The organism is Actinoallomurus iriomotensis (assembly GCF_030269445.1).
Classification (GTDB): Bacteria; Actinomycetota; Actinomycetes; order Streptosporangiales; family Streptosporangiaceae; genus Actinoallomurus; species Actinoallomurus iriomotensis.
In genome coordinates this window covers 587,912-608,036 of sequence record NZ_BSTJ01000004.1, presented here as the reverse complement: position 1 = coordinate 608,036, position 20,125 = coordinate 587,912, and the positions used below count along the sequence as shown (strand labels likewise).

Below are 20,125 nucleotides of genomic sequence, written 5' to 3'. Positions count from 1 at the left end.
GGGTGATGGACATGCCGCCCGGATCCTGCTCGGCCGGCCCGCACCTGAACCGCGGCGAGGGTCCGTCCACGAGTTCCGGCACCACCCGTACGGCGCGGTCTCTTGGTCGTGGGCCGCGCGGAGCTCGGCGTTACGTGGCACGACCGGATGTTCTGACGCGGCCGGGTTTGGCACCGCTTCGCGGCGTTCATCGGGTGGTCGTTGAGTGGGTTGTCCGGGTGTGCTCGGGCCCGGTGCCGGTGGTGGCGCGTGCGTGTTTTTCGGCGGCGCGGAGGATGTCGTCGCCGAGTTGTTCGAGGAATCGGCCCGCGGTGGCGAGTCGGGTTCCGACAGCGGTGTCGGACCCGAAGATGTCGGCGCCGCGCAGCGCGGTGGCGGCGAGTCGCTGGTTGGAGCGGACGCCGACGACCGCGGAGCGGACGCCCGCGTTCTCGTCGAGGAAGTACCGGTGGCGCCGGCTCTGGCTGTCGCGGCCGCGGAGGATCAGCCCGTGCTCGTGCAGCAGGCCGACCGCGTGCGAGATGGTCGCCGCGCTGACCTGCAGGTGCCGCGCCAGCTCGGCGGCCGTGCGGCTGCCGGTCTCGGAGGTGAACAGACAGGCCATCACACCGGCGGCGGTGCGCGGCATGCCGGTCTCGATGAGAGCCGTGGTGAGGTCGGCCACGAACGCGGCCGTCACGTCGGGGCCGGTGTGGTCGCCGGCCCGCCGCGCGGCCGCCGCTGGGCGAGGGGTGCGCCGGGCGCGGTGGATGGTGGCGAGGTGGGCGAGGTCCGCGCGGTAGCGGCCCGGCCCGCCGTTGCGCGCGACTTCGCGGCTGACCGTCGAGGTGGGGCGGCCCAGCCGGCGGGCGATGCCGGCGTAGTCCAGGCCCTGCTCCAACCCGGCGGCGATCTGCCGCCGGTCGGCTCTGGTCAGTCTGCGTCCTGGCATCCGGCGGTTCCCCCGATCCGGTCGGCTCGCGGTCAGTATGCGAGCCAGGCGCCAACCGTTGCAACGGGCGGCTCCCGGCGTGCATTAGCCGGCAACGTCATTGCAATCGCCGACAGCGGCTGTGAACAGCGAGAACAACGTGAATAAGGAGGAGGCTTCGTTGACTCGGGTTTCACGACCTGCCTAACGTTCGGATCCGCCGGCCGGGCAGCAGCACGAGAGGTGACCGCGTTTCCGGTCACCCGGTGAGGAGCGATGACATGCGTGCCAAGGGCATCACCTACGACACCGGATTCACCCCTGGCGGGCGGTGTTCGCGGCCCGTCTTCGACGCCGAGGCGGTGCGTCGGGAGATCCGTGTCATCGCCGACGACCTGCACTGCGACGCCGTGCGGATCACCGGCGGCGACCCCGAGCGGCTGGCGGTCGCCGCCGGGCATGCCGTCGACGCCGGGCTGGAGGTCTGGTTCTCCCCGTTCCCGTGCGAGCTGCCCGCAACGGAGCTGCTGCCGTACTTCGCCGACTGCGCGGACCACGCCCAGGAGGTGGGGGCGGAGGTCTTCGTCACCGGCTGCGAGCTGAGCCTGTTCATCCCCGGTTTCTTCCCGGGAGACGACAGCCTCGCCAGGATCGACACCCTGGTGGGCGGCGCCCCTGAGTCACTGGCCAAGGTCGCCGAGGTGCCCGCCAAGCTGGACCCATTGCTCGCCGACGCCGCGGCGACGGTGCGCGAACGGTTCCGGGGCAAGATCACCTACGCCTCCGGAACATGGGAACAGATCGATTGGACGCCCTTCGACATCGTGAGCGCGGACGCCTACGGCGATCCCGGGGACGCCTTCCGCCGGGGCCTGCGGGAATACTTCCGGCACGGTAAGCCGCTCGCGGCGACCGAGTTCGGCTGCTGCACCTACCGGGGCGCAGCCGAGCGCGGCGGCATGGGCTGGACAGGTGTCGTCGATCACGACGCCGATCCGCCCCGCGTCAACGGCGATTACGTCCGCGACGAGGAAGAACAGGCGCACTACCTGCGCGAGATGCTCGCCGTCTTCGACGATGAAGGCGTGGACACCGCCTTCTGGTTCACCTTCGCCGGCTATGAGTACCCGCACGACCCCGACCCGCGCTTCGACCTCGACATGGCCTCCTACGGGGTGTGCAAGCTGATGCCCGACGGCGGCCTCGCCCCCAAGGCCTCCTTCCACGCCATGGCCAAGGCCTACCAATGAAGCCCACGCCTCCTCGTGCCGCACCGAGACTCACTCGATGCCGGGCGTACGGCGATCGGGCTCTACCCGCGGTCGGCGGTTTATGCGCCGTCCCGCGGCCCGGTCGACCGGATCCTGACATTTCGGTCATCCGCTTGTCGTGTGCCCACCTTGGAAGAGTCCGTAGGATTGTCGGCGTCTGTTCCGGTCATAGCTACCCAGGGGTCATGCGATGACGCAGCCGACGCCGGACCCGGCGGCTCCAGCGGCCGGGCTGCGAGTCGAGCCGCTGATCGGGCGGACCGGTTTCCAGGCGACGGGGGAGGTGAACGCGGTCAACCGGAGCATGTGGGAGTCGGCGCTGGACGCGTCGGTCGCGGCGGCGGGATCGGGTGCCCTCGCCGGCCCGGTGGTTCACCTGGACCTGTCGGAGCTGACGCGTGTGGACGCCGGAGGCGCGGCGGCGGTCGCGGCGTCCGCCGGACGGCTCGGGCCGGACGGCCGGATCGTGCTGCACAGCCCGCCCCCGCACCTGCCGCGAATACTCGATGTCCTGTGGCCGCGGGTGCCCGGAATCGAGGTGGAGCCATGAGCGTCGACGCGCCCGGCGCCGCCACCGGGAGGTCCGGCGAGAGTTTCCGGCATCCGGCCCTGTTCTACCGGGGGCGTGAGGAGTATCTGGCCACGACGGTGCCGTTCGTCACCGGCGGCCTGGCCGCCGGCGAACCGGTCGCCGTCGCCGTGCCGCGGCCCAACCTGGAGCTCCTGCGGGAGGCGCTCGGCCGCGAGCTGGGCGGTGACCTGAAGCGGGTCGAGCTGCTGGACATGGCTCAGGTCGGCCGCAACCCCGGACGGATCATCCCGGGGGTGTTGCGGGCGTTCGCCGACCGGCACCCGCACGGCCGAATACGCATCATCGGTGAGCCGATCTGGGCGGGCCGCACCGGCGAGGAGTACCCCGCCTGCCTCCAGCACGAGGCGCTGATCAATCTGGCGTTCGCCGGCCGGCCGGTGTCGATCCTGTGCCCGTACGACGCCGCGGCACTGGATCCCCGCGTGCTGGCCGACGCCGCCACGACCCATCCGGTCCTGGTCGACCGTGCGGCTGAGCGTGTCAGCCGCGGGTTCGCCCCGCGGCGGGCCATCGCGGCCGGCAACGTGCCCCTGCCCGATCCCTTCGGCGACTCCGGCCGCGAACGCGGCGCGGAGGGGGTGGCGACGGTGCGGTTCGACCACACGACTCTGGCTCCCGTCCGGGCCCTGGCGGTGCGCGAGGCCGCCGCGGGCGGGCTGGATCCGGACCGGGTCCTGGACGTCGAACTGGCCGTCAACGAACTCGCCGCCAACAGCCTGGCGCACGGCGGCGGTTCGGGCACACTCCGGGTCTGGATCGCCGGCGGGCGGCTGGTCTGCGAGATCAGCGACGGCGGGCAGATCACCGATCCGCTGGCCGGACGCCGCCCGGTCGACCCGGCCACTCCGGGCGGCCGCGGGCTGCTGCTGGTCAACCAGCTCGCCGACCTGGTCCGGACGCACAGCGTCCCCGGCGCGACGACCATACGCGCCTACTTCCGGCTGTGACCGTGCCGGGACGCTGAGCCGGTCAGCCGCCGGCCACCTCGACGCGGTCGAAGCCCTCTTCCACCGTGGGGCGACCAGCCGCTTGGCGGTGGCGAGCACGCCGACGAGCGGCACCCGGGCGCGTCCGGTTCGGGCGGCGTTGCGGTCCAGGCAGACCGGGAGCGGCACGTCGGCGTACACGGCCCGGACGACCGCGCCGTGCGCCCTGGCGACGGCGATGAGCGGCGCCCGCTCGCCGGGTGACGGATTGGTGTTGTCGACCACGACGTCGCGCCCGGCGGCCAGCAGTTCGTCGACCAGCCGCCGCTGCCGGCGCTCTCGCCGACGTGCGTTCGGCCACTGGTCCTTGCTCACCACCACGTGCGTCCCGGCCAGGTGTCCGGCCACCCACGGGGACAGGCCCATCGAGGGTTCGTCGAGCATCAGCGGGGCCGGCCGGCACATCGTGCCGCGCGACGGCACCCAGGCCGACGCCACGATGGCGGTGGCGGCGGCGAAGGCCGCGGCGCCCGGCCGGCGGGACCTCTCCTTCGACGACCGGGTCGCGGTCTTCCTATGGGCCGCCGATCCACTAGGCCCGTCGCGACCTTAATCCCCGCACAGAGCCGAGCTCAATGCGGGAAAAACGCAGAATCCGGCTCAGTATGCGAGATTCCATCATGGATGGCCTTGAATAGCCGGTTTCGGTCGTCCACTATGGCTCCATGGTCGATGACACCCGGCTCGGCGAGGTGGACCGCCAGGTGATGGCGGCGCTCCAGCTCGACGGCCGCGCCCCCTGGCATCTCGTCGCCCGCGCCGTCGGCGTCAGCGAGTCCACGGCGCAGCGGCGCTTCGCCGCGCTGCGCGAACGCGGCGCGGCCCGCGTGATCGGCGTCGTCGACGTGCTGCGCTGCGGGCTCGGCGTCCCCGTCCTGACGCGGGTCTCCTGCCGCCCGGGGACCGCCGAGGACGTCGCCGCGTCCCTGGCCGCTCGGCCGGAGGCGCGCTTCGTGGCGGTCGTCACCGGCGCCGCCGACGCCGTCGCCGAGTTCGTCGTGCCCACCCACCGTCACCTGCCGCAGCTGCTCACCCGCGACGTGCCGGCGCACGACCAGCTCACCGAGACCGAGACGTTCACCGTGATGCGGACCTTCACCTCCGCGCACGACTGGGATCCCGGGCTGCTGAAACCCGACGCCGCCGCGCTGCTGCGCCCGGAGCCGGTGCGCCCGTTCGAGGACCAGGTGTGGGAGCGGCCCCCGGACCGGCTCGACGACCTGGAACTGGCCATCGCCGCCGAACTCGGCGAGGACGGCCGGATGCCGGTGAAGGAACTCGCCGGCCGGGTGGGCGTCAGCGAGTCCACGGTGGCGCGCCGCATCGACTCGATGGTCGAACGCGGCTGCCTGCGCTTCCGCACGCTCGTCGAGCCGGCGCTCCTCGGCTTCGCGGTCGAGTTCATGCTGTGGCTCGACGTCGAGCCGGCGCACCTGGACTCCGCCGGGCGGCGGCTCGCCTCCCGGCCCGGCGTCAAGTACCTGTCGGCCACGGCCGGCCGGTTCAACCTGTGCGGGCAGGTGTCCCTGCGGCACTTCGCCGACCTGTACCGCTTCACGACCGACGTGGTCGGCGCGCTACCGGGCGTACGCCGCGCCGACACGACTCTTCAGCTCGACACGCTCAAGCGCGCCTGGGTCCCCACCGCGCCGGAGCCCCGTAAGGAAAGGAGTGGCCGTTGAACGCGACGAGCGAACCCTGGCAGTGGGATGAGACGACCTGGCGAAGGCACGTGGACCGGGTCCGGGCCGGCCGCCGGCTGACGCCACCGTGGCCCGGCGGGGCGAAGGTCACCGTGGCGCTGTCGTTCGACTCCGACCACGAGACCATCCCCCTGCGCGAGGGGGAGACCCGGCCCGGCAAGCTCGCCCAGGGCGAGTACGGCTCACGGGTCGCAGCGCCGCGCATCCTCGCCGCGCTGGAACGGCACGGCGTGCCCGCGACGTTCTTCATGCCGGCGGTGTCGGCGCTGCTGCATCCGGAGGAGGCGCGCGGCTATGTCGCGGCCGGCCACGAGATCGCCGCGCACGGCTGGATCCACGAGCGCAACATGCTGCTCGACCCGGCCGACGAGCGGCTGCTCGCGGTCCGCGCCCTAGACACCCTGGAGGAGATCACCGGCGTACGCCCGGTCGGCCTGCGCACCCCCTCGTGGGACTTCTCCGACGCCACCCTGGACATCATCCGGGAGCTGGGGCTCGTCTACGACTCGTCCCTGATGGCCGACGACGACTGCTACGAACTCCTCGCCGACGGCGAGCCCACCGGCATCGTCGAGCTCCCCGTCGAGTGGATCCGCGACGACGCGCCGTACTTCATGATGGAGCGCTACGGCTCACTGCGCCCGTACACGCCGCCGCGCGAGGTGCTCCGGCTGTGGTGCGACGAGTTCGACGCCGCGCGCGCGGAAGGCGGCCTGTTCCAGCTCACCATGCATCCGCACATCATCGGGCACCGCTCGCGCATGGTCGTGCTGACCGGTCTGCTCGACCACATCGCCGGCTTCGACGACGTCTGGTTCGCCACGCACGCCCAGGTCGCCGAGCACGTCCGCACGGCCCTTCCGCGGCAGACCGCGCCGCCCGGGGAGGCCTCATGAGCGAGTGGAGCGAGCGAATCAAAGAACACGCGCGCCTGGTCACTCCTCCGACGAAGGAGGACTCATGAGCGTCACGCACTCGCGCGAAGCCGTCCGTACGGGCGGGCGGACCGTCCGGATGACCGACAAGCAGCGCCGCGCGGTCGTCGCCGGGGCGGTCGGCAACACCGTCGAGTGGGTCGACTGGGCGGTCTACTCGGCGTTCGCACCGATCTTCTCCACCCAGTTCTTCCCCAAGGGCGACAAGACCGCCGACCTCCTCGCGACCCTCGCGGTGTTCGCCGTCGGATTCGTGATGCGGCCGGTCGGCGCCGCGGTCCTGGGCGCCTACGCCGACCGGCGCGGCCGTAAGGCGGGCATGACGCTGACCATCTCGATGATGGCCGCCGCGGCGCTGGTGGTCGCGGTGTGCCCGCCGTACGGCGCGGTCGGCGTCGTCGCCCCGGCGGTGCTCCTCATCGCCCGCCTGGTGCAGGGCTTCTCCGCCGGAGGGGAGTTCGGCACGTCCTCGGCGTTCCTCATCGAGTCGGCGTCACCGGGCCGCCGGGCGTTCATCGGGTCCTGGCAGCAGGTCTCGGTCGGCGCCGGCACGCTCATCGCCTCCCTGATGGGCACCCTGCTCACCAGCACGCTGAGCGACGGGGCGCTGTCGGCGTGGGGCTGGCGCGCGGCGTTCGGCGTCGGCGGGCTGCTCGGGCTCGTCGGCCTGTGGCTGCGCACCGCCGTCGAGGAGACCGACGCCTTCACCGAACTGGCCGGGAAGCGCGATGGCGACGCCCGGCCGACTCCGCTCCGGGACATGGTGGCGCGCCACCCGCGCGCCGCGCTGCGCGTCATCGGGATCACGATCGCCGGAACCCTGCTCTACTACGTCTGGGTCAGCTACATGCCCGGGTACGCGCACGCCGCCGAGGGTGTGCCGCTCAGCCGCGCCTTCCTCGCCAACACCCTGGCGATCGTCGCCTTCCTGGTGATGCTGCCGTTCGGCGGGATGCTGTCGGACCGGTTCGGCCGCAAGCCGACGATGACCGCGTTCGCGGCCGGGTTCCTCGTGCTGTCGTGGCCACTGTTCCAGCTCGTCGGGAACGGCTTCTGGTCGCTGCTGCTGGTCGAGCTGGCCGGGATGTTCTTCCTGGTCGGCTACTCCGCCAACTGCGCGGTCGTGATGGCCGAGCAGTTCCCCGCCGAGGTGCGGACGACGGGCATCGGCCTGCCGTACGCCCTCGCCGTCGCGCTGTTCGGCGGCACCGCGCCGTACGTCACGACCTGGATGGCCACCCACGGGTACCGCGAGAAGGTCTGGGTCTACACGGCGATCGCGGCCGCCATCGGCGTCGTCGTCTACACCACGATGCCCGAGACCAAGGGAAAGGAGATCGAGTGACGACCGAGAGCCGCCATGTACTGGTGACCGGGGCGGCGAGCGGCATCGGCGCCGCCGTCGCGGCGGGGTTCGCCGCGGACGGCTGGACGGTGACCGGGGTGGACCTGCGCGAGGCTCCGCTCCGCGCCTCGCTGGAGGGCCTCGCGGCGACGCCGATCGTCGCCGACCTGGCCGAACCCGACGCGCCCGAGCGCGTCGTACGCCGGGCGTGGGAGTCCGGCGGGCCCCTCGACGCGCTCGTCAACGCCGCCGGCATCTACCCGGCCCGCGCCTTCCTGGACCTCGACGCGGCCCTGTGGGACCGCGTCCAGGCGGTCAACGTGCGGGCGCCGATGCTGGCCGTCCGCGCGTACGCCGCACTGGCCGTCGCGGCCGGCCGGCCCGGCAGCGTCGTCAACATCAGCTCGGGGGCGGCCCTGCGCGCCCGGCCCGGCGCCGCGCACTACAGCACGTCGAAGGCGGCGCTGGAGATGCTCACGAAGGCCGCGGCCGTGGAGCTCGGCGGAGCCGGCATCCGCGTCAACGCGGTCAGCCCCGGTTTCGTCACGGTCGACAGCGCGGCGAACCCGGTGACCGAGGCGTACGCCGCCGCCGTGTCGGTCAACCCGCTGGGGCGGCGCGGGCGGCCGGGCGACATCGCCGCGGCGGTCCGCTGGCTCGTCTCCCCGGCCGCCGAGTGGGTGACCGGCACGATCCTGCGGGTCGACGGCGGCGCCTCCGCCGGGACGACCACCCTCCCCACCCACTGGCCGGGGCTCACCGACGTGCAGACCCCCGGCCTCGACCCTGAAGGAGGACACCTGTGAGCTCTCGTGAGTACACCGTCGTCGGCGCGGGCGCGATCGGCGGCACCCTCGCCTGGCATCTCGCCCGTGCCGGACACCCGGTGACCGTCGTGGACGCCGACGCCGCGCACGTCGCGGCGATCGCCCGCGACGGCGTCATCCTCGAACGCGGCGGCGTGCGGACGCCGCAGCCGGTCGCCGCGGCGCGCACGCCCGACGAGGTGCACGCGCCGCTCGGCCGGGTGCTGCTCGCGGTGAAGGCGCAGGCCACCGGGACCGCCGCCGGCTGGATCGCCGGGCGCCTCGCCGCGGACGGGTACGTCGTCAGCCTGCAGAACGGGCTGAACGAGGAGCTCATCGCCTCCCACGTGGGCGCCGAGCGTACGGTGGGCGCGTTCGTCGACCTGTTCGCCGACGTCCTGGCCCCGGGCGTGATCGGCGACGGCGGCGCGGGCGCCATCGCGATCGGGGAGATGGACGGTACGGTCTCCGCGCGGGTGCGCGAGCTGGCCGCCGACCTGGGCGCGTGGGGACCCGTCGAGGTCACCGGCAACGTCCCCGGATACCTCTGGGCCAAGCTGGGCTTCGGGGCGATGCTGACCGCCACCGCGCTGGCCGACGACGCGATGGGCGACCTTCTCGACCGGCACCGCCCGGCCGCGCACGCGCTCGCCCGTGAGGTGTTCGCCGTGGCCGCCGCGGAGGGCGTCACCCTGGAACCGTTCGACGCGTTCGAGCCCTCGGCGTACGTCGACGGCGCCGACCCCGGCAAGTCCGCCTCCGCGACCGACCGGCTGGTCGCGTGGCTGCGGACCCAGACCAAGACCCGCAGCGGCATCTGGCGCGACATCGTGGTGCGCCGCCGCCCGACGGAGGTGCCGACACAGTACGGGCCCGTGGTCGCCACCGCCGAACGGCACGGCATCGAGGTCCCCGTCCTGCGCCTGCTGCTAGACCAGCTCGCCGAGGTCGAGGCCGACGCGTCCTCGATGGCCGAGTCGCGTGTCGAGCGGCTCGACGCCGCCGCGGCGAACGGACCGGTGCGATGAGCGACCTGCTGGAGTGGATGCGCGCCGGCGTCGGGGAGATGCTCGACGACCTGGGCGAGTACGTCCGGCTGGAGACCCCCAGCGACGACCGGGACCGGCTCGCGGCCGGCCGTGAGTGGGTCGTCTCGTGGCTCGGCCGCCGCCTGGGCGCGCCGGCGTCCCTGCGCGCGTACACCGGCGCGCCGCACGGCGACACCGTCGTGGTCGACTATCCGGGAAGCGGCTCCGGCACCGTGGTCATCCTGGCGCACTACGACACCGTGTGGCCGGTCGGCACGCTCGCCGAGCTGCCGTTCTCCGTCGACGGCGACGTGATCCGCGGTCCGGGGGTGTTCGACATGAAGGCCGGCCTCGTGCAGGCGGTCTGGGCCCTGCGCGGTCTCCGTACGACCGGCCGGAGCCGCCCGCCCGTACGCCTGGTGCTGAACGGCGACGAGGAGATCGGCAGCCCGTCGTCCCGCCCGGTCATCGAGGAGGCCTGCCGCGACGCCGCCGCCGTGCTGGTCTTCGAGGCCAGCGCGGACGGCGCGGTGAAGACGGCACGCAAGGGCGTCGGCCTGTTCGACGTGACGCTGACCGGCGTCGAGGCGCACGCGGGTCTCGACCCCACCGCGGGCGCCAGCGCGATCACCGCGCTGGCGGAGTTCGTGCTCGCGGCGACCGCCCTGACCGACCTGGCGGCGGGCACGACCGTGAACGTCGGCGTGGCCGGCGGCGGTACCCGCCGCAACGTCACCGCCGGATCGGCGCACGCCGGCATCGACGTGCGCGTCGCCGACGAGGCCGAGGCGCGGCGGGTGGAGCGGGCGCTGGCCGAATGGCGGCCGGCGGACCCGCGGGTGGGCGTACGGGTCGACGGGGGCTGGAACCGCCCGGTCATGGCCCGCACCCCGGCCGTCGCGGACCTGTACGAGCGGGCCCGCGACCTCGCCAAGGACCTGGGGCTCGACCTGCGGGAGACGGCGGTCGGCGGCGCCAGCGACGGCAACTTCGCGGCCGCCCTCGGCGTCCCGGTCCTCGACGGCTTCGGCGCGGTGGGCGCCGGCGCCCACGCCCGTACCGAGCACGCCACGGTGTCCGGGATGATCGAGCGCGCCGCCCTGGCGGCCGCCGTCATCGAGTCGTTCGGCTGACGCCCGGCGCCCGCGCGGGCACGGAGGGACGACGGCGGAGCCGAAGACGAGTAATCTCCCGGTGGGATGGATCCACGCTTAACCGATCTACAAAATCCGGGTGTTCCAGGAGGCGTCCTTGCCCCGATCCTCGCTGCCGTTGGTCGTCGCGGGGCTCACCGCGCTCACCGTCGTCGCTCCGGCCTGCGCCCCGGCGGACAGCACGGGCGACACCAAGACGAGCGCCACGGCGACCGGCACCGCGGCCTGCGTCAAGGACAAGCTCAAGCTGATCAAGCCCGGCACGCTGACGGTCGCCACCGACAAGCCGGCGTTCGCGCCGTGGTTCAAGAACGACGACCCGGCCAACGGACAGGGCTTCGAGAGCGCGGTCACCTATGCCGTGGCGAACAAGCTGGGCTTCGCCAAGAACGAGGTGACCTGGACGACCGAGTCGTTCGACTCCTCCTACGCGCCGGGCCCGAAGAAGTTCGACTTCGACATCAACCAGATCTCGGTCACCCCCGAGCGGCGGAAGGCCGTCACCTTCAGCGACGGCTACTACGACGTCGCACAGGCCGTGGTGGCCGCCGACGGCGGCACGTACGCGGGCGCCACGAGCGTCAACGAGCTCAAGAACGCGCGCATCGCGGTCCAGGTCGGGACGACCGCGTTGCAGGCGGTCCGGCGGCAGATCCAGCCGGCCACCCAGCCGCGCGTCTTCAACAACGAGATCGACGCCATCAACGCCCTGAAGAACAAGCAGGTCGACGTGCTCGTACTGGACCTGCCGACGGCCTTCTACGTCACCGCCGCCCAGGTGAAGAACTCCAAGATCGTCGGTCAGCTCCCGCGGAGCGCCGACGGGAACGAGCAGTTCGGCCTGCTGCTGCAACGGGGCAACCCGCTGGTCGGCTGCCTCAACGTCGCCCTCGGGCAGCTGAAGTCCTCCGGTGAGCTGGCGCGGATCCAGGACCGGTGGCTGACCTCGTCCGCGGGCGCCGCGGTGCTGAAGTGACCCGGCCCGAGAAGACCGCCCTCACGTGACCACGTCCGGTGCGAAGTCCGGTGCGAACCCGCCCGCCTGGGTGAAGAGCGCACGCCAGCTCGAACGCGAGCGGCGGCTGAGGCGGACCGGCCGCCGGTCCGCCTCCGTGGCGACCGCCTCGACGGTCCTCTTCCTGGCCGTCGTGATCGGGGTGGTCGTCTCCTCGCCCGGCTGGCCGCGGGTGCGGGAGACGTTCTTCTCCGCCGGCCGGTTCAGCGACGCGTTCCCCGACGTGCTCCGCGGATTCTGGCTCAACGCCGAGATCTTCCTGATCGCCGAACCGCTGATCCTGTGCCTCGGCCTGCTGGTCGCGCTCGCCCGAAGCCTGACCGGCCCGGTGTTCTTCCCGATCCGGGCCCTCGCCGTCGGCTACACCGACGTCTTCCGCGGCATCCCGACGATCCTGCTGGTCTACCTCGTCGGCTTCGGCGTTCCCGCGCTCAACCTGCGGGGCGCTCCGAGCGATCCGGCCGTGCTGGGCGGTGCGGCGCTCGTCCTGTCCTACGGCGCGTACGTGGCGGAGGTGTTCCGGGCCGGCATCGACTCGGTCCATCCCAGCCAGCGGGCGGCGGCGCGCTCACTCGGGCTGAGCCACGCGCAGAGCCTGCGGTTCGTGGTCCTTCCCCAGGCGGTGCGGCGGGTCGTGCCGCCGCTCCTCAACGACTTCGCCTCGCTGCAGAAGGACACCGCCCTCGTCGCCGTGCTGGGTCCGCTCGAAGCGCTCCGGCAGGCCCAGATCCACTCGGCCGACACGTTCAACTACACGCCGTACCTGGCCGCGGCGGTGCTGTTCATCGCGTTGACCGTGCCGCTCGCCCGGTTCACCGACCACCTCGCGGCCCGCGCCGAGCGGCGACGCGCACCGGGAGGCGGCACATGACCGAGACACCCGCGCTGCTCCGCATGGAGAACGTCTGGAAGACGTACCACTCTCAGCCCGTGCTGCGCGGCATCGATCTGGACGTCGCACCCCATGAGGTGGTCTGCCTCATCGGCGCGTCCGGTTCGGGCAAGTCCACCCTGCTGCGCTGCGTCAACCTCCTGGAGACCGTCGACGACGGCGCGATCTACCTGGACGGCGCCGAGCTCACCGAGGTGGGCGCGGACGCGGACCGGGCACGCCGGCGCATCGGCATGGTCTTCCAGTCGTACAACCTGTTCCCGCACATGTCGGTGCTGGACAACATCACGCTGGCGCCCATCCGTGTGCACCGGACACCACGCGCCACGGCGGTCGCCCAGGCGAAGGAGCTGCTGGAGCGGTTCGACCTGGCGGACAAGGCACAGGAGTACCCGGATCGGCTCTCCGGCGGCCAGCAGCAGCGCGTCGCCATCGTCCGTGCCCTGGCCACCCGGCCGAGCCTGATGCTGCTGGACGAGGTCACCTCCGCACTCGATCCCGAACTGGTGACCGAGGTGCTGAGCATCATCCGCGAGCTCAAGGAGTCCGGCATGACGATGGTGCTGGCCACCCATGAGATGGGCTTCGCCCGCGACATCGCCGACACCGTCTGCTTCCTCGACGACGGCGTGCTCCTCGAGACGGGCCCGGCCGAACAGATCTTCACCGAGCCGCGGGAGCCGCGGACCCGCGAGTTCCTCCAGCGCGTGCTGGAGGCCCGCCGGATCTAGGCCCGAAGACGCCGCTCGGACGGTCCGCGTGACCGATCTGAACGACGGCACGCCCCTGCGTGCCTGGGACGCACCCGAGCGCACGCGCTGGGGCATGTCCGGCGGACCGGAACCGCTGCTGATCGGGCTCTTGCCGACCGGGATGTCCGGCCATGCCGTGGACGGGACGCGGCGATGGAGCCGCCGGGGGAGTGGGCACGGGGAGTCGCGGTGCGCGACCGAGGCGTTCGCCGTCAGGGAGGGCGGCACCGGCTGCGCCGCGGACCGGGCAGCCGACGGCGAGCCGCTGGGACCGGCGACGGGGACGCCCCGCGCGGGCACGGGCACGACGGGGCGTTCGTGTACGCCCACGGCCGGATCCCTCCTCGCCGTCCCGACGGCACGCTGCACCGGTACGAGATGGCCACCGGAGCGCGCCTCGACGCGCCGATCCCCGCGCCGCGCGGCACTTCGCACGGAGCGCGTACCGGCCGGCCGCACGGCCGTGACGTGCTGCTGGTCCTGGCGGGCACAGGAATCCTCGTGTACGACGCCGGCACGGGCGTCCGCCTGCTACGGCCGGCCACCCACTGCGTGACGTTCGACGTGACCACCGCGGGCGAGGACGTCGCCATCACCGAACACGGCGCGCGCGACTACCGCGTCGCCAGCGGATGCGGAGCGCGGACCGCCGAAGGTCGTAATAGATACCTGGAAGGGGCTATTTTGATGGCGTGAGGGGGCGGACCCGGCGGTTCCTCAAGGCGGTCCTCCGTGACCTGCGGCGGGCCGAGCTCGTGCGCGGCCAGCGGGGTTGTGAGGGCGGCTACTGGCTGAGCCGCGACGCGGCCTCCATCTCGCTGGCGGCCGTCGTCGCCGCGGTCGACGGCCGGCTGATGACCGTGCACGGGGAGAGCCTCGGCGACCAGCGTTATCCGGGCCCGGCCGCCCGGCTGTCGGAGCTGTGGGCGGGCCTGCAGAAGCGGTTCGAGGACATCCTGGACGGCGTGACCTTGGCCGACCTGCTGGCGGACGACCCGCCCGAGCCCGCCGTGTCGTTGCTGCGCGACGCGGCCCTCAGCGCGTGACGGCGGAACAGACCCGAGAGGGAGGCATCTGGTGGCAGACGACTGGCATGGCGAACTGCGGCACATCCGCGGCGTGGACCTGACCGGTGAGACGAGTCAGACCTCCGGCATGACGCGGCTGGAGGCGATCTCCGGCAAGACGGTGGGCTCGTCGAAGCTCTGGACCGGCAAGACCCTGGTGGCGCCCGCCACGAACTCCGGCGACCACCATCACGGTGAGACGGAGACCTCGATCTACGTCGTGTCGGGCAATCCGGTGTTCGTCTTCGCCGACGGGGAGGACGAGGTACGGCTGGAGACCGAGCCCGGCGACTTCATCTTCGTTCCGCCGTACGCCCCCCATCGCGAGGAGAACCCCGGCGACACGGAAGCGGTCGTGGTGATCTCGCGTACCAGCCAGGAGGGCGTCGTGGTGAACCTGCCGAGTCTGTGGGCGCCGGTCGAGCGCCCATGACCTCCGGCGGTCCGCTGACCGTGGTGGAGTTCACCGATCCGGCGTGCCTGGGATTCGGAGCCGAAGGTCCGCCGGTTTCGCGCCGCCCCGCCTGCTCGACTACTTCTCCGCCGAGGTCGGTGCCGTCCCACGACTCGCCGCCACCGGCTGCGCGCCCGAGGTCAGAGGATCGTGAGTGCCAGAAGGCCCGTGCAGAGTGCCGCGAGAGCGATCCACCCCGTCAAAGGGATGGCCGGGAGGCACAGCCGGCGACGGGCGGTGGTCGTTCCGGCGGCCGGAGAGGCGGGGAGGTCCTCGTCGAGGAGGTCGGCGTCGGGCGGCAGGCCGCGGTACCACCACAGTGCCAGCCTTCGCCAGCGTTCCTCGCCGCGGTCGGGCTCCGACGGGTCCAGCCGGTCGAGGAGTGCGCCGCGGTACAGGTCGAAGGCGACCTTGACCCGCATCCCGTACAGGCGTGCGGAACGGAGCGCGCCGACGTAGGCGGCCCACGCCAGCAGGCCGCCGCCCCAGTAGCAGGCCAGGAAGACCCCTGGGGATTCGCCCGCTGCCAGGGCGAGGACTCCTGCGATCACGGAGAAGACCGCCGACAGTGCCGAGACGACCAGCTGGAACTCGAGATCGGCCTTGGCCGCCGAAAGAGGCGCGGTGAGCTCGGGCGGCAGGAGCGGGTGGAGCCGCGGCCAGACGATCGCCGCGTCGATGCCGTACCGGTCGTAGGGGTAGAGCTCGGCGTTGCGCAGGATGTTGCCCAGTCGCGTCGCCTGGACGTCATCGGGCCGGCTCGGCAGCGGATAGGTGTGGTGGATGCGCTCGTAGTCGGCTGGATCGGCGGGGTCGAGGCGCTCGAGTCTCCGACGGTGCCAGCGGCGGCCCGCCTTCGCGACCCGGATGCCGATCGGTGACCTCCAGTGGCCTTCGTACCAGCTGATCAGCGTGGAGGTGTGGGCGGCGACGACGTTGGCGAGCACTCCGGCCAGCAGCACGACGCCCGTGATGACCAGGCCTTTGGCCGTGGGGGTGAGCCGGTCCCAGGTGCGGCTCGAGGTCGCGGCCCCGTTCCACCAGACCATCGCCAGGATCGCGATCGATCCGACGAGGATCAGGGCGGGCAGGAACGCGTTCATGACGAACCTGCGATCGAGCAGGCCGAATGTGTCCTTGCCGAGCTGGCCGAGCATGTCCCTACCTCATCCGCAGCCGGTGGGGTGGCAGGCCGGGATTCGTGCATGGTGGAGGATGCCGGGGATCGAAGTAGTCGAGGTCGTTGACGAACAGGCATCCGTCAGCGCGGCATCGCACCCGGGCCGACGGCGTGCGCGGGGGGCCGTGCAGCCCGCCGTCGTCGTTGGCTCCGTGCACGCCCATCTCGTCGGGCGGGGGATCGTAGGCACCAGAGCCGAGAAAGGCGAAGAGTTCGCTCACCGGGAGCACGGCGGTGACGGCTCCGCCGCCCGTCAGCACGATGGCCGGGGGACCGAGTTCGAGGAAGGTGACACCGGGAGAGTCGGCGAACTCGGTGAAGGTCAGATCCTCGTCGGCGACGACCGCCGGCGGGAGCGCCGCCGAGGACAGTGGGGAGATCCCTTCATCGAGCGCGGACCGCAGGCCGGCCCCTGTCACGACCGCGACCGGATCTCCGTCGGTGACGACGATGCCGAAGTCACGGGAGCCGAGGACCTCCAGCGCGCTCGCGGGCGTCGACGACGCCTCCAGGAGCATGAAGGAGCCCGTCGCTCGCGACAGCAGGGTGTCGTCGTGGTTCCCCGTCGTCATCGCCAGTCTCCGATCAGCACGAACGGCGCCCAGTAGTAGGGGTGGGCGTACGGGGTCAGCAGATAGTCCGGGGAGCCGGCCTCCCGGTACCGGGAGGCCGCCCGGCTACGGGCCACGGCCGCCGTCAACCGCCGGTGCTCGGAAAGTCCGGGCGGAACCGCGTCGGCCAGGCGCTCGTAGTCGGCGCACGCCGCGACGTAGTCGCCGGCCCGGTAGCGGGCGTCGGCGATGTTCCGCTCCAGTAGGAGCCGGACGCCGGACGGCATCGTGTCGTGGGCGGTCGCCACGGCCTCGGAACAGTAGTCGATGACATCGGCGAGGGAGGTCGCGCGAAGCCGCCGCTGTGCCAGGCTCAGCGCCTCGGCTCGGCTCCGCCCTTCGACGAGACCGGAGTAGAAGCCTCGCATCAGCAGGCTCGTCGACAGGTCGTCGACCGCCCACAGGGAGACGAGGACGCTCGCCGCACCGGCGTAGATGAGCGATCGGGCCAGGCCGATGAGCTCGTCGCCCAGGCGCCGTCCGCTGACGCCGCTCTCGCAGGCGCTCAGCGTGATCAGGCCGGCGGGCAGGGGCATCGCCATGATGCGTTCGGCGGTCAGCACGCCGTCGCCATCGGCGCCGGGCGCCATGAGGATCGCCGACCTGAGCGGGTGCTCCGGGTCGAACCGGCCGTGGCAGGCGAAGTGGAGGACGCGCGCCGGGCCACCGGAACCGAGGTCACCCTCCAATGCGTCGATCGTGGCGTCCGCTCCGCTGCGCAGGACCGCGTCGGCGGCGAACAGCCGTGCGATCGAGGTCGCCTGCTCCCTCGCATGTACCAGCGGCAGGTCCGCGCGGGTGTCGGCGTACAGGAGGACTCGACGGCTACCTGGCCGTGCCTTCGCCCGGCAGTGCCGCATGACGGCTGCGCTCGGCGCGTAGCAGACGGCGTTGCGGTCGGCGAGCGGGCCTCCGTCGACGTGTAAGGCGTGCATGGGCACCAGGTGCAGAAGGTCGTGCGGGACGATCCACACGAGGTCGCGCGGTTCGCTCATCCGCCGGATCGGCTCGATGAGCTGGCTGAGCGGTTCCACCCAGTCGGCGGGTTCGCGGGACCGCAGCGTCCGGGCGGGCTGGGCGTGGCCGAAGACGTCCTCGATCAGGGTACGGATCTGGCTCCGTCCCAGCGGGATCTCCTCGAGACGGGGCTGGAGCAGGTCGGCGCGGGCGAGGAAGAGCAGCGTGCTGTCCTCGCCCACGAAGTACTCGGCGAGCAGGACGTCCGCGGGCAGCATTCCCCGCACCTCTTCATAGGTGATCGCGTCGGCGCGGCGGAGCTGCGCGTACTCGGCGCCGTCCGCGCCGACCTCGGCCATCTCGCGCCAGAGGTCCTCCAGCCGGGACCTCGCCTCCCGTACCTCCGCCAGTGCCTCCTCGGACACCGCTCCGACCGAGGACCGCCGTGCTTCGGCGAGGAGTCGCCGCTCGCGTCCGACCAGGTCATGGTAGGGGGCGGCATCCAGCTCGGGCAGGTTCCCGGCGAGCAACTCCAGCATGGCGCGCGAGCGGGCCCGCTCGGCGAGCTCGAACGCGACGGCGGCGGGCAGGTCCGGCCATGCCGGGTCCGGCCGCCGCTCCGCCGAGGCCAGCAAGGACAGCAGCCGCTCATAGAGCGGTTCGGTGGCACCTCCGATCCGCATCCGGAGATCCGCGTCGAGGGCCAGGACGCGAGCCTCTTCCCTGAGCGACAGCGCACGGCCCAGGTTCCGCACCGCGCCGACCGGGTCGACCGCCCGCTGCGCCATGCCCAGCTGAAGGGAGACCGTATAGGCGTGCGTCAGCTGCCGGTCGCGTTCGAGGACCGCGGATGCCTGCTCAAGGGCCGCTGCCGCGGCGCGGAACCGGCCGAGGAACCACAGGCGCTTCCCCTCTTCCACCAGGGCCTGCGACTCCTCGTGCTTCCAGCCGAGAGTCGTGATCATGGGGCCGAGCCCGGCGGCCTCATCGTCGATCTCCTCCATCGGCCACAGCCCGATCGCGGACATCGCGATGGCCGTCTTGGAGGCGTCGACCACGCGGTACGTCACCCGGTTCATCGGGGCGAACCCGGCCACGCGTCGATCGCGGTTCAAACGCCACAGAAGATTCAAGACGGAGGGGCGGATCTGGCGATATCGGGCGTAAAGCTCGTTCGCGACGTCGTGCTCGTTCAGCGAAGAATGGCAGACCGCCGCCGCCAGCAGCACCCACTGGCGCATCGCCGGGCTGAGTCGCCTGTCCAGCAGTGGCAGGAGACCTGCGAGTATCTCCTCGGGAGACGCCGCGACGATGGACTCCTTCTGCTGACGGGCCGCGGCGGCGTAATCGGAGGCCTTCATGGCCCACAAGTCGTTCAAGCCGTACTCGCGCCAGATCCGCAGCGCCTCCTGGCGGGCGGCGAATCCCTCGTCGAGGCGGTTCGCGTACTGGAACGCACCGGATCGGGTGTTCGCGCAGAGGGCCAGGGCCAGGTCCACGGCGCGCCGCGTGGGCTCGTCGCCTGCGTCCGAGATGAGGAGACGCGCACGGGCGACCAAGCCGACGGCGTGGTCGAGCCAGTCGTCCGGGCCGATGACGAGGTCGGGGGTTCCGGTCTGGCCGCCCATGACCGCCGATTCCGCCTGGGAGCACAGGGTGCCGATGAACGCCAGGTTCGGGGCTCGGTGACGGGCGACGCGGCGGACCACCGAGTCCGCCAACCACGCCTCGACGATGTGGTCACGCTCGTCGTCGGAGGCGCCGATGAAGCCGACCGCGTCCTGACGCCGGTACTCCCATTCGGGGCCGCGATTCACGAAGGTCAGGTACAGCATCAGGGCCATCTCGCTGGGGACCAGCCAGCAGGCGAACCGCACGAGGCCGTGGCCGCCGCTGTACTCCGCGGCGGCGAGGAAGAAGATCCCCTTGTCGAGGAAGACCATGGACAGAAGAGGGACGAGGTTCAGGACGGGGATCCGACGCAGGACAGAGCTCGCGATCACCGGAGGGAGAAGAATCAGCGCGGGCGCCAGCCACCACGCGTCACCGACCAGCGTCGGATGGCCGTCCCAGAGATCTGCCAGCGGCCCGGCCACCGGCACCGCGAACAGGAGGGCGAGGAGACCGCCCAGAACCTCCAGTAAGAGGATGCGGGTGCGCGTTCTTCGGGTGACGACGGCTGTGATCCGGTACCGGACAGTCGCCGATACGAGCACGCACACGGCCAGGAGCAGTAAGGCCAACCTGGTCGGGCTCGGTTCTCGGAGCTGCGCGACGACGGCGATGACCAAGGGCGTGACCGCGACTCCGCAGGCGCTCAGGCGGATGAACCGGGCCGCCATCCCGAGGCGGCCTCCGGGGGTGGCCACTGAGTCATCATGCCAGGCCGGGGTCGGTGAGAACACTCCTTGCCCGGTGGCGGTCTTTGCGGTACGACGGGCGTACGTGTCCGCGGCAGGCGTCTTCG

Annotated in this window: 19 protein-coding genes and 1 pseudogene; 15 read left to right on the top strand and 5 right to left on the bottom strand. The window is 72.2% G+C overall.

From position 1 onward, the window contains the following. Nucleotides 1–187: 187 nt before the first annotated feature. Nucleotides 188–931: a helix-turn-helix domain-containing protein gene (locus QSK37_RS51760; protein WP_432705578.1), complete on the bottom strand. Its 744-nt coding sequence runs from the start codon at nt 929–931 to the stop codon at nt 188–190. Between the two features lie 260 nt (nt 932–1,191). Here QSK37_RS51760 and QSK37_RS20075 point away from each other — a divergent pair, with 260 nt between their 5' ends. The 3 genes from QSK37_RS20075 (at nt 1,192) to QSK37_RS20065 (ending at nt 3,720) form a co-directional block, all read left to right on the top strand. Beyond that, complete coding sequence (locus QSK37_RS20075; protein WP_285623203.1) at nt 1,192–2,160, top strand: glycoside hydrolase family 113 protein; 969 nt, start codon at nt 1,192–1,194, stop codon at nt 2,158–2,160. Nucleotides 2,161–2,371: 211 nt separating this feature from the next. Next, on the top strand, nt 2,372–2,731 hold the full coding sequence (locus QSK37_RS20070; RefSeq protein ID WP_285623200.1) for an STAS domain-containing protein: 360 nt from the start codon (nt 2,372–2,374) through the stop codon (nt 2,729–2,731). Continuing rightward, nucleotides 2,728–3,720 (top strand): sensor histidine kinase, encoded by a 993-nt coding sequence (locus QSK37_RS20065; protein WP_285623199.1) that lies wholly within the window; start codon nt 2,728–2,730, stop codon nt 3,718–3,720. Before QSK37_RS20070 ends, QSK37_RS20065 begins: the two co-directional genes overlap by 4 nt. A gap of 171 nt (nt 3,721–3,891) precedes the next feature. On the opposite strand, the pseudogene QSK37_RS51755 reads toward QSK37_RS20065, so the two are convergent. After that, nucleotides 3,892–4,125: pseudogene (locus QSK37_RS51755) on the bottom strand (AAA family ATPase); the annotation flags it as partial. Between the two features lie 299 nt (nt 4,126–4,424). On the opposite strand from QSK37_RS51755, the gene QSK37_RS20055 reads away from it, so the two are divergent. The 12 genes from QSK37_RS20055 (at nt 4,425) to QSK37_RS20000 (ending at nt 14,889) form a co-directional block, all read left to right on the top strand. Further along, the gene (locus tag QSK37_RS20055; protein WP_285623195.1) at nt 4,425–5,441 is read left to right on the top strand and encodes an Lrp/AsnC family transcriptional regulator; all 1,017 of its coding nucleotides are present in this window, start codon (nt 4,425–4,427) and stop codon (nt 5,439–5,441) included. Then, entirely contained in the window at nt 5,438–6,358 is a 921-nt protein-coding gene (locus tag QSK37_RS20050; RefSeq protein ID WP_285623193.1) for a polysaccharide deacetylase family protein, read from the top strand. The genes QSK37_RS20055 and QSK37_RS20050 overlap by 4 nt, the downstream gene beginning before the upstream one ends. 64 nt (nt 6,359–6,422) lie before the next feature. Then, entirely contained in the window at nt 6,423–7,742 is a 1,320-nt protein-coding gene (locus QSK37_RS20045; protein WP_285623191.1) for an MFS transporter, read from the top strand. Further along, complete coding sequence (locus QSK37_RS20040; RefSeq protein WP_285623190.1) at nt 7,739–8,548, top strand: SDR family NAD(P)-dependent oxidoreductase; 810 nt, start codon at nt 7,739–7,741, stop codon at nt 8,546–8,548. The genes QSK37_RS20045 and QSK37_RS20040 overlap by 4 nt, the downstream gene beginning before the upstream one ends. Beyond that, on the top strand, nt 8,545–9,576 hold the full coding sequence (locus tag QSK37_RS20035; protein ID WP_285623188.1) for a ketopantoate reductase family protein: 1,032 nt from the start codon (nt 8,545–8,547) through the stop codon (nt 9,574–9,576). The genes QSK37_RS20040 and QSK37_RS20035 overlap by 4 nt, the downstream gene beginning before the upstream one ends. After that, nucleotides 9,573–10,709, top strand: a complete 1,137-nt coding sequence (locus QSK37_RS20030; RefSeq protein ID WP_285623186.1) for a M20 family metallopeptidase — start codon at nt 9,573–9,575, stop codon at nt 10,707–10,709. The genes QSK37_RS20035 and QSK37_RS20030 overlap by 4 nt, the downstream gene beginning before the upstream one ends. 118 nt (nt 10,710–10,827) lie before the next feature. After that, a complete protein-coding gene (locus QSK37_RS20025) occupies nt 10,828–11,706 on the top strand; it encodes an ABC transporter substrate-binding protein (RefSeq protein ID WP_285623183.1) in 879 nt (292 codons plus the stop codon). Nucleotides 11,707–11,731: 25 nt separating this feature from the next. Continuing rightward, on the top strand, nt 11,732–12,616 hold the full coding sequence (locus QSK37_RS20020) for an amino acid ABC transporter permease (RefSeq protein WP_285623180.1): 885 nt from the start codon (nt 11,732–11,734) through the stop codon (nt 12,614–12,616). Continuing rightward, nucleotides 12,613–13,368: an amino acid ABC transporter ATP-binding protein gene (locus QSK37_RS20015; RefSeq protein ID WP_285623178.1), complete on the top strand. Its 756-nt coding sequence runs from the start codon at nt 12,613–12,615 to the stop codon at nt 13,366–13,368. Before QSK37_RS20020 ends, QSK37_RS20015 begins: the two co-directional genes overlap by 4 nt. A 210-nt stretch (nt 13,369–13,578) precedes the next feature. Further along, a complete protein-coding gene (locus QSK37_RS20010; RefSeq protein ID WP_285623176.1) occupies nt 13,579–14,085 on the top strand; it encodes a hypothetical protein in 507 nt (168 codons plus the stop codon). Next, the gene (locus QSK37_RS20005) at nt 14,082–14,435 is read left to right on the top strand and encodes an RrF2 family transcriptional regulator (protein ID WP_285623173.1); all 354 of its coding nucleotides are present in this window, start codon (nt 14,082–14,084) and stop codon (nt 14,433–14,435) included. The genes QSK37_RS20010 and QSK37_RS20005 overlap by 4 nt, the downstream gene beginning before the upstream one ends. A 31-nt stretch (nt 14,436–14,466) precedes the next feature. Then, nucleotides 14,467–14,889, top strand: coding sequence for a cupin domain-containing protein (locus tag QSK37_RS20000; RefSeq protein WP_285572325.1), 423 nt, complete (start codon nt 14,467–14,469; stop codon nt 14,887–14,889). 161 nt (nt 14,890–15,050) lie between these two features. On the opposite strand, the gene QSK37_RS19995 is transcribed toward QSK37_RS20000, so the two are convergent. The 3 genes from QSK37_RS19995 to QSK37_RS19985 are packed head-to-tail and all read right to left on the bottom strand — an operon-like array spanning nt 15,051 to nt 20,027. Next, nucleotides 15,051–16,067 carry a hypothetical protein gene (locus QSK37_RS19995; RefSeq protein WP_285623171.1) on the bottom strand — a complete coding sequence of 339 codons (1,017 nt, stop codon included), beginning with the start codon at nt 16,065–16,067 and terminating at the stop codon, nt 15,051–15,053. A 4-nt stretch (nt 16,068–16,071) separates the two neighbouring features. Beyond that, entirely contained in the window at nt 16,072–16,662 is a 591-nt protein-coding gene (locus tag QSK37_RS19990; protein ID WP_285623170.1) for a CBS domain-containing protein, read from the bottom strand. Beyond that, on the bottom strand, nt 16,659–20,027 hold the full coding sequence (locus tag QSK37_RS19985) for a CHAT domain-containing protein (protein WP_285623167.1): 3,369 nt from the start codon (nt 20,025–20,027) through the stop codon (nt 16,659–16,661). Before QSK37_RS19985 ends, QSK37_RS19990 begins: the two co-directional genes overlap by 4 nt. Nucleotides 20,028–20,125: the final 98 nt, after the last annotated feature.

Coding starts and splice junctions, on each gene's coding strand:
- QSK37_RS51760 (WP_432705578.1), bottom strand. CDS start 931: ATGCCAGGACGCAGACTGACCAGAGCCGACCGGCGGCAGATCGCCGCC.
- QSK37_RS20075 (WP_285623203.1), top strand. CDS start 1,192: ATGCGTGCCAAGGGCATCACCTACGACACCGGATTCACCCCTGGCGGG.
- QSK37_RS20070 (WP_285623200.1), top strand. CDS start 2,372: ATGACGCAGCCGACGCCGGACCCGGCGGCTCCAGCGGCCGGGCTGCGA.
- QSK37_RS20065 (WP_285623199.1), top strand. CDS start 2,728: ATGAGCGTCGACGCGCCCGGCGCCGCCACCGGGAGGTCCGGCGAGAGT.
- QSK37_RS20055 (WP_285623195.1), top strand. CDS start 4,425: ATGGTCGATGACACCCGGCTCGGCGAGGTGGACCGCCAGGTGATGGCG.
- QSK37_RS20045 (WP_285623191.1), top strand. CDS start 6,423: ATGAGCGTCACGCACTCGCGCGAAGCCGTCCGTACGGGCGGGCGGACC.
- QSK37_RS20030 (WP_285623186.1), top strand. CDS start 9,573: ATGAGCGACCTGCTGGAGTGGATGCGCGCCGGCGTCGGGGAGATGCTC.
- QSK37_RS20015 (WP_285623178.1), top strand. CDS start 12,613: ATGACCGAGACACCCGCGCTGCTCCGCATGGAGAACGTCTGGAAGACG.
- QSK37_RS19995 (WP_285623171.1), bottom strand. CDS start 16,067: ATGCTCGGCCAGCTCGGCAAGGACACATTCGGCCTGCTCGATCGCAGG.
- QSK37_RS19990 (WP_285623170.1), bottom strand. CDS start 16,662: ATGACGACGGGGAACCACGACGACACCCTGCTGTCGCGAGCGACGGGC.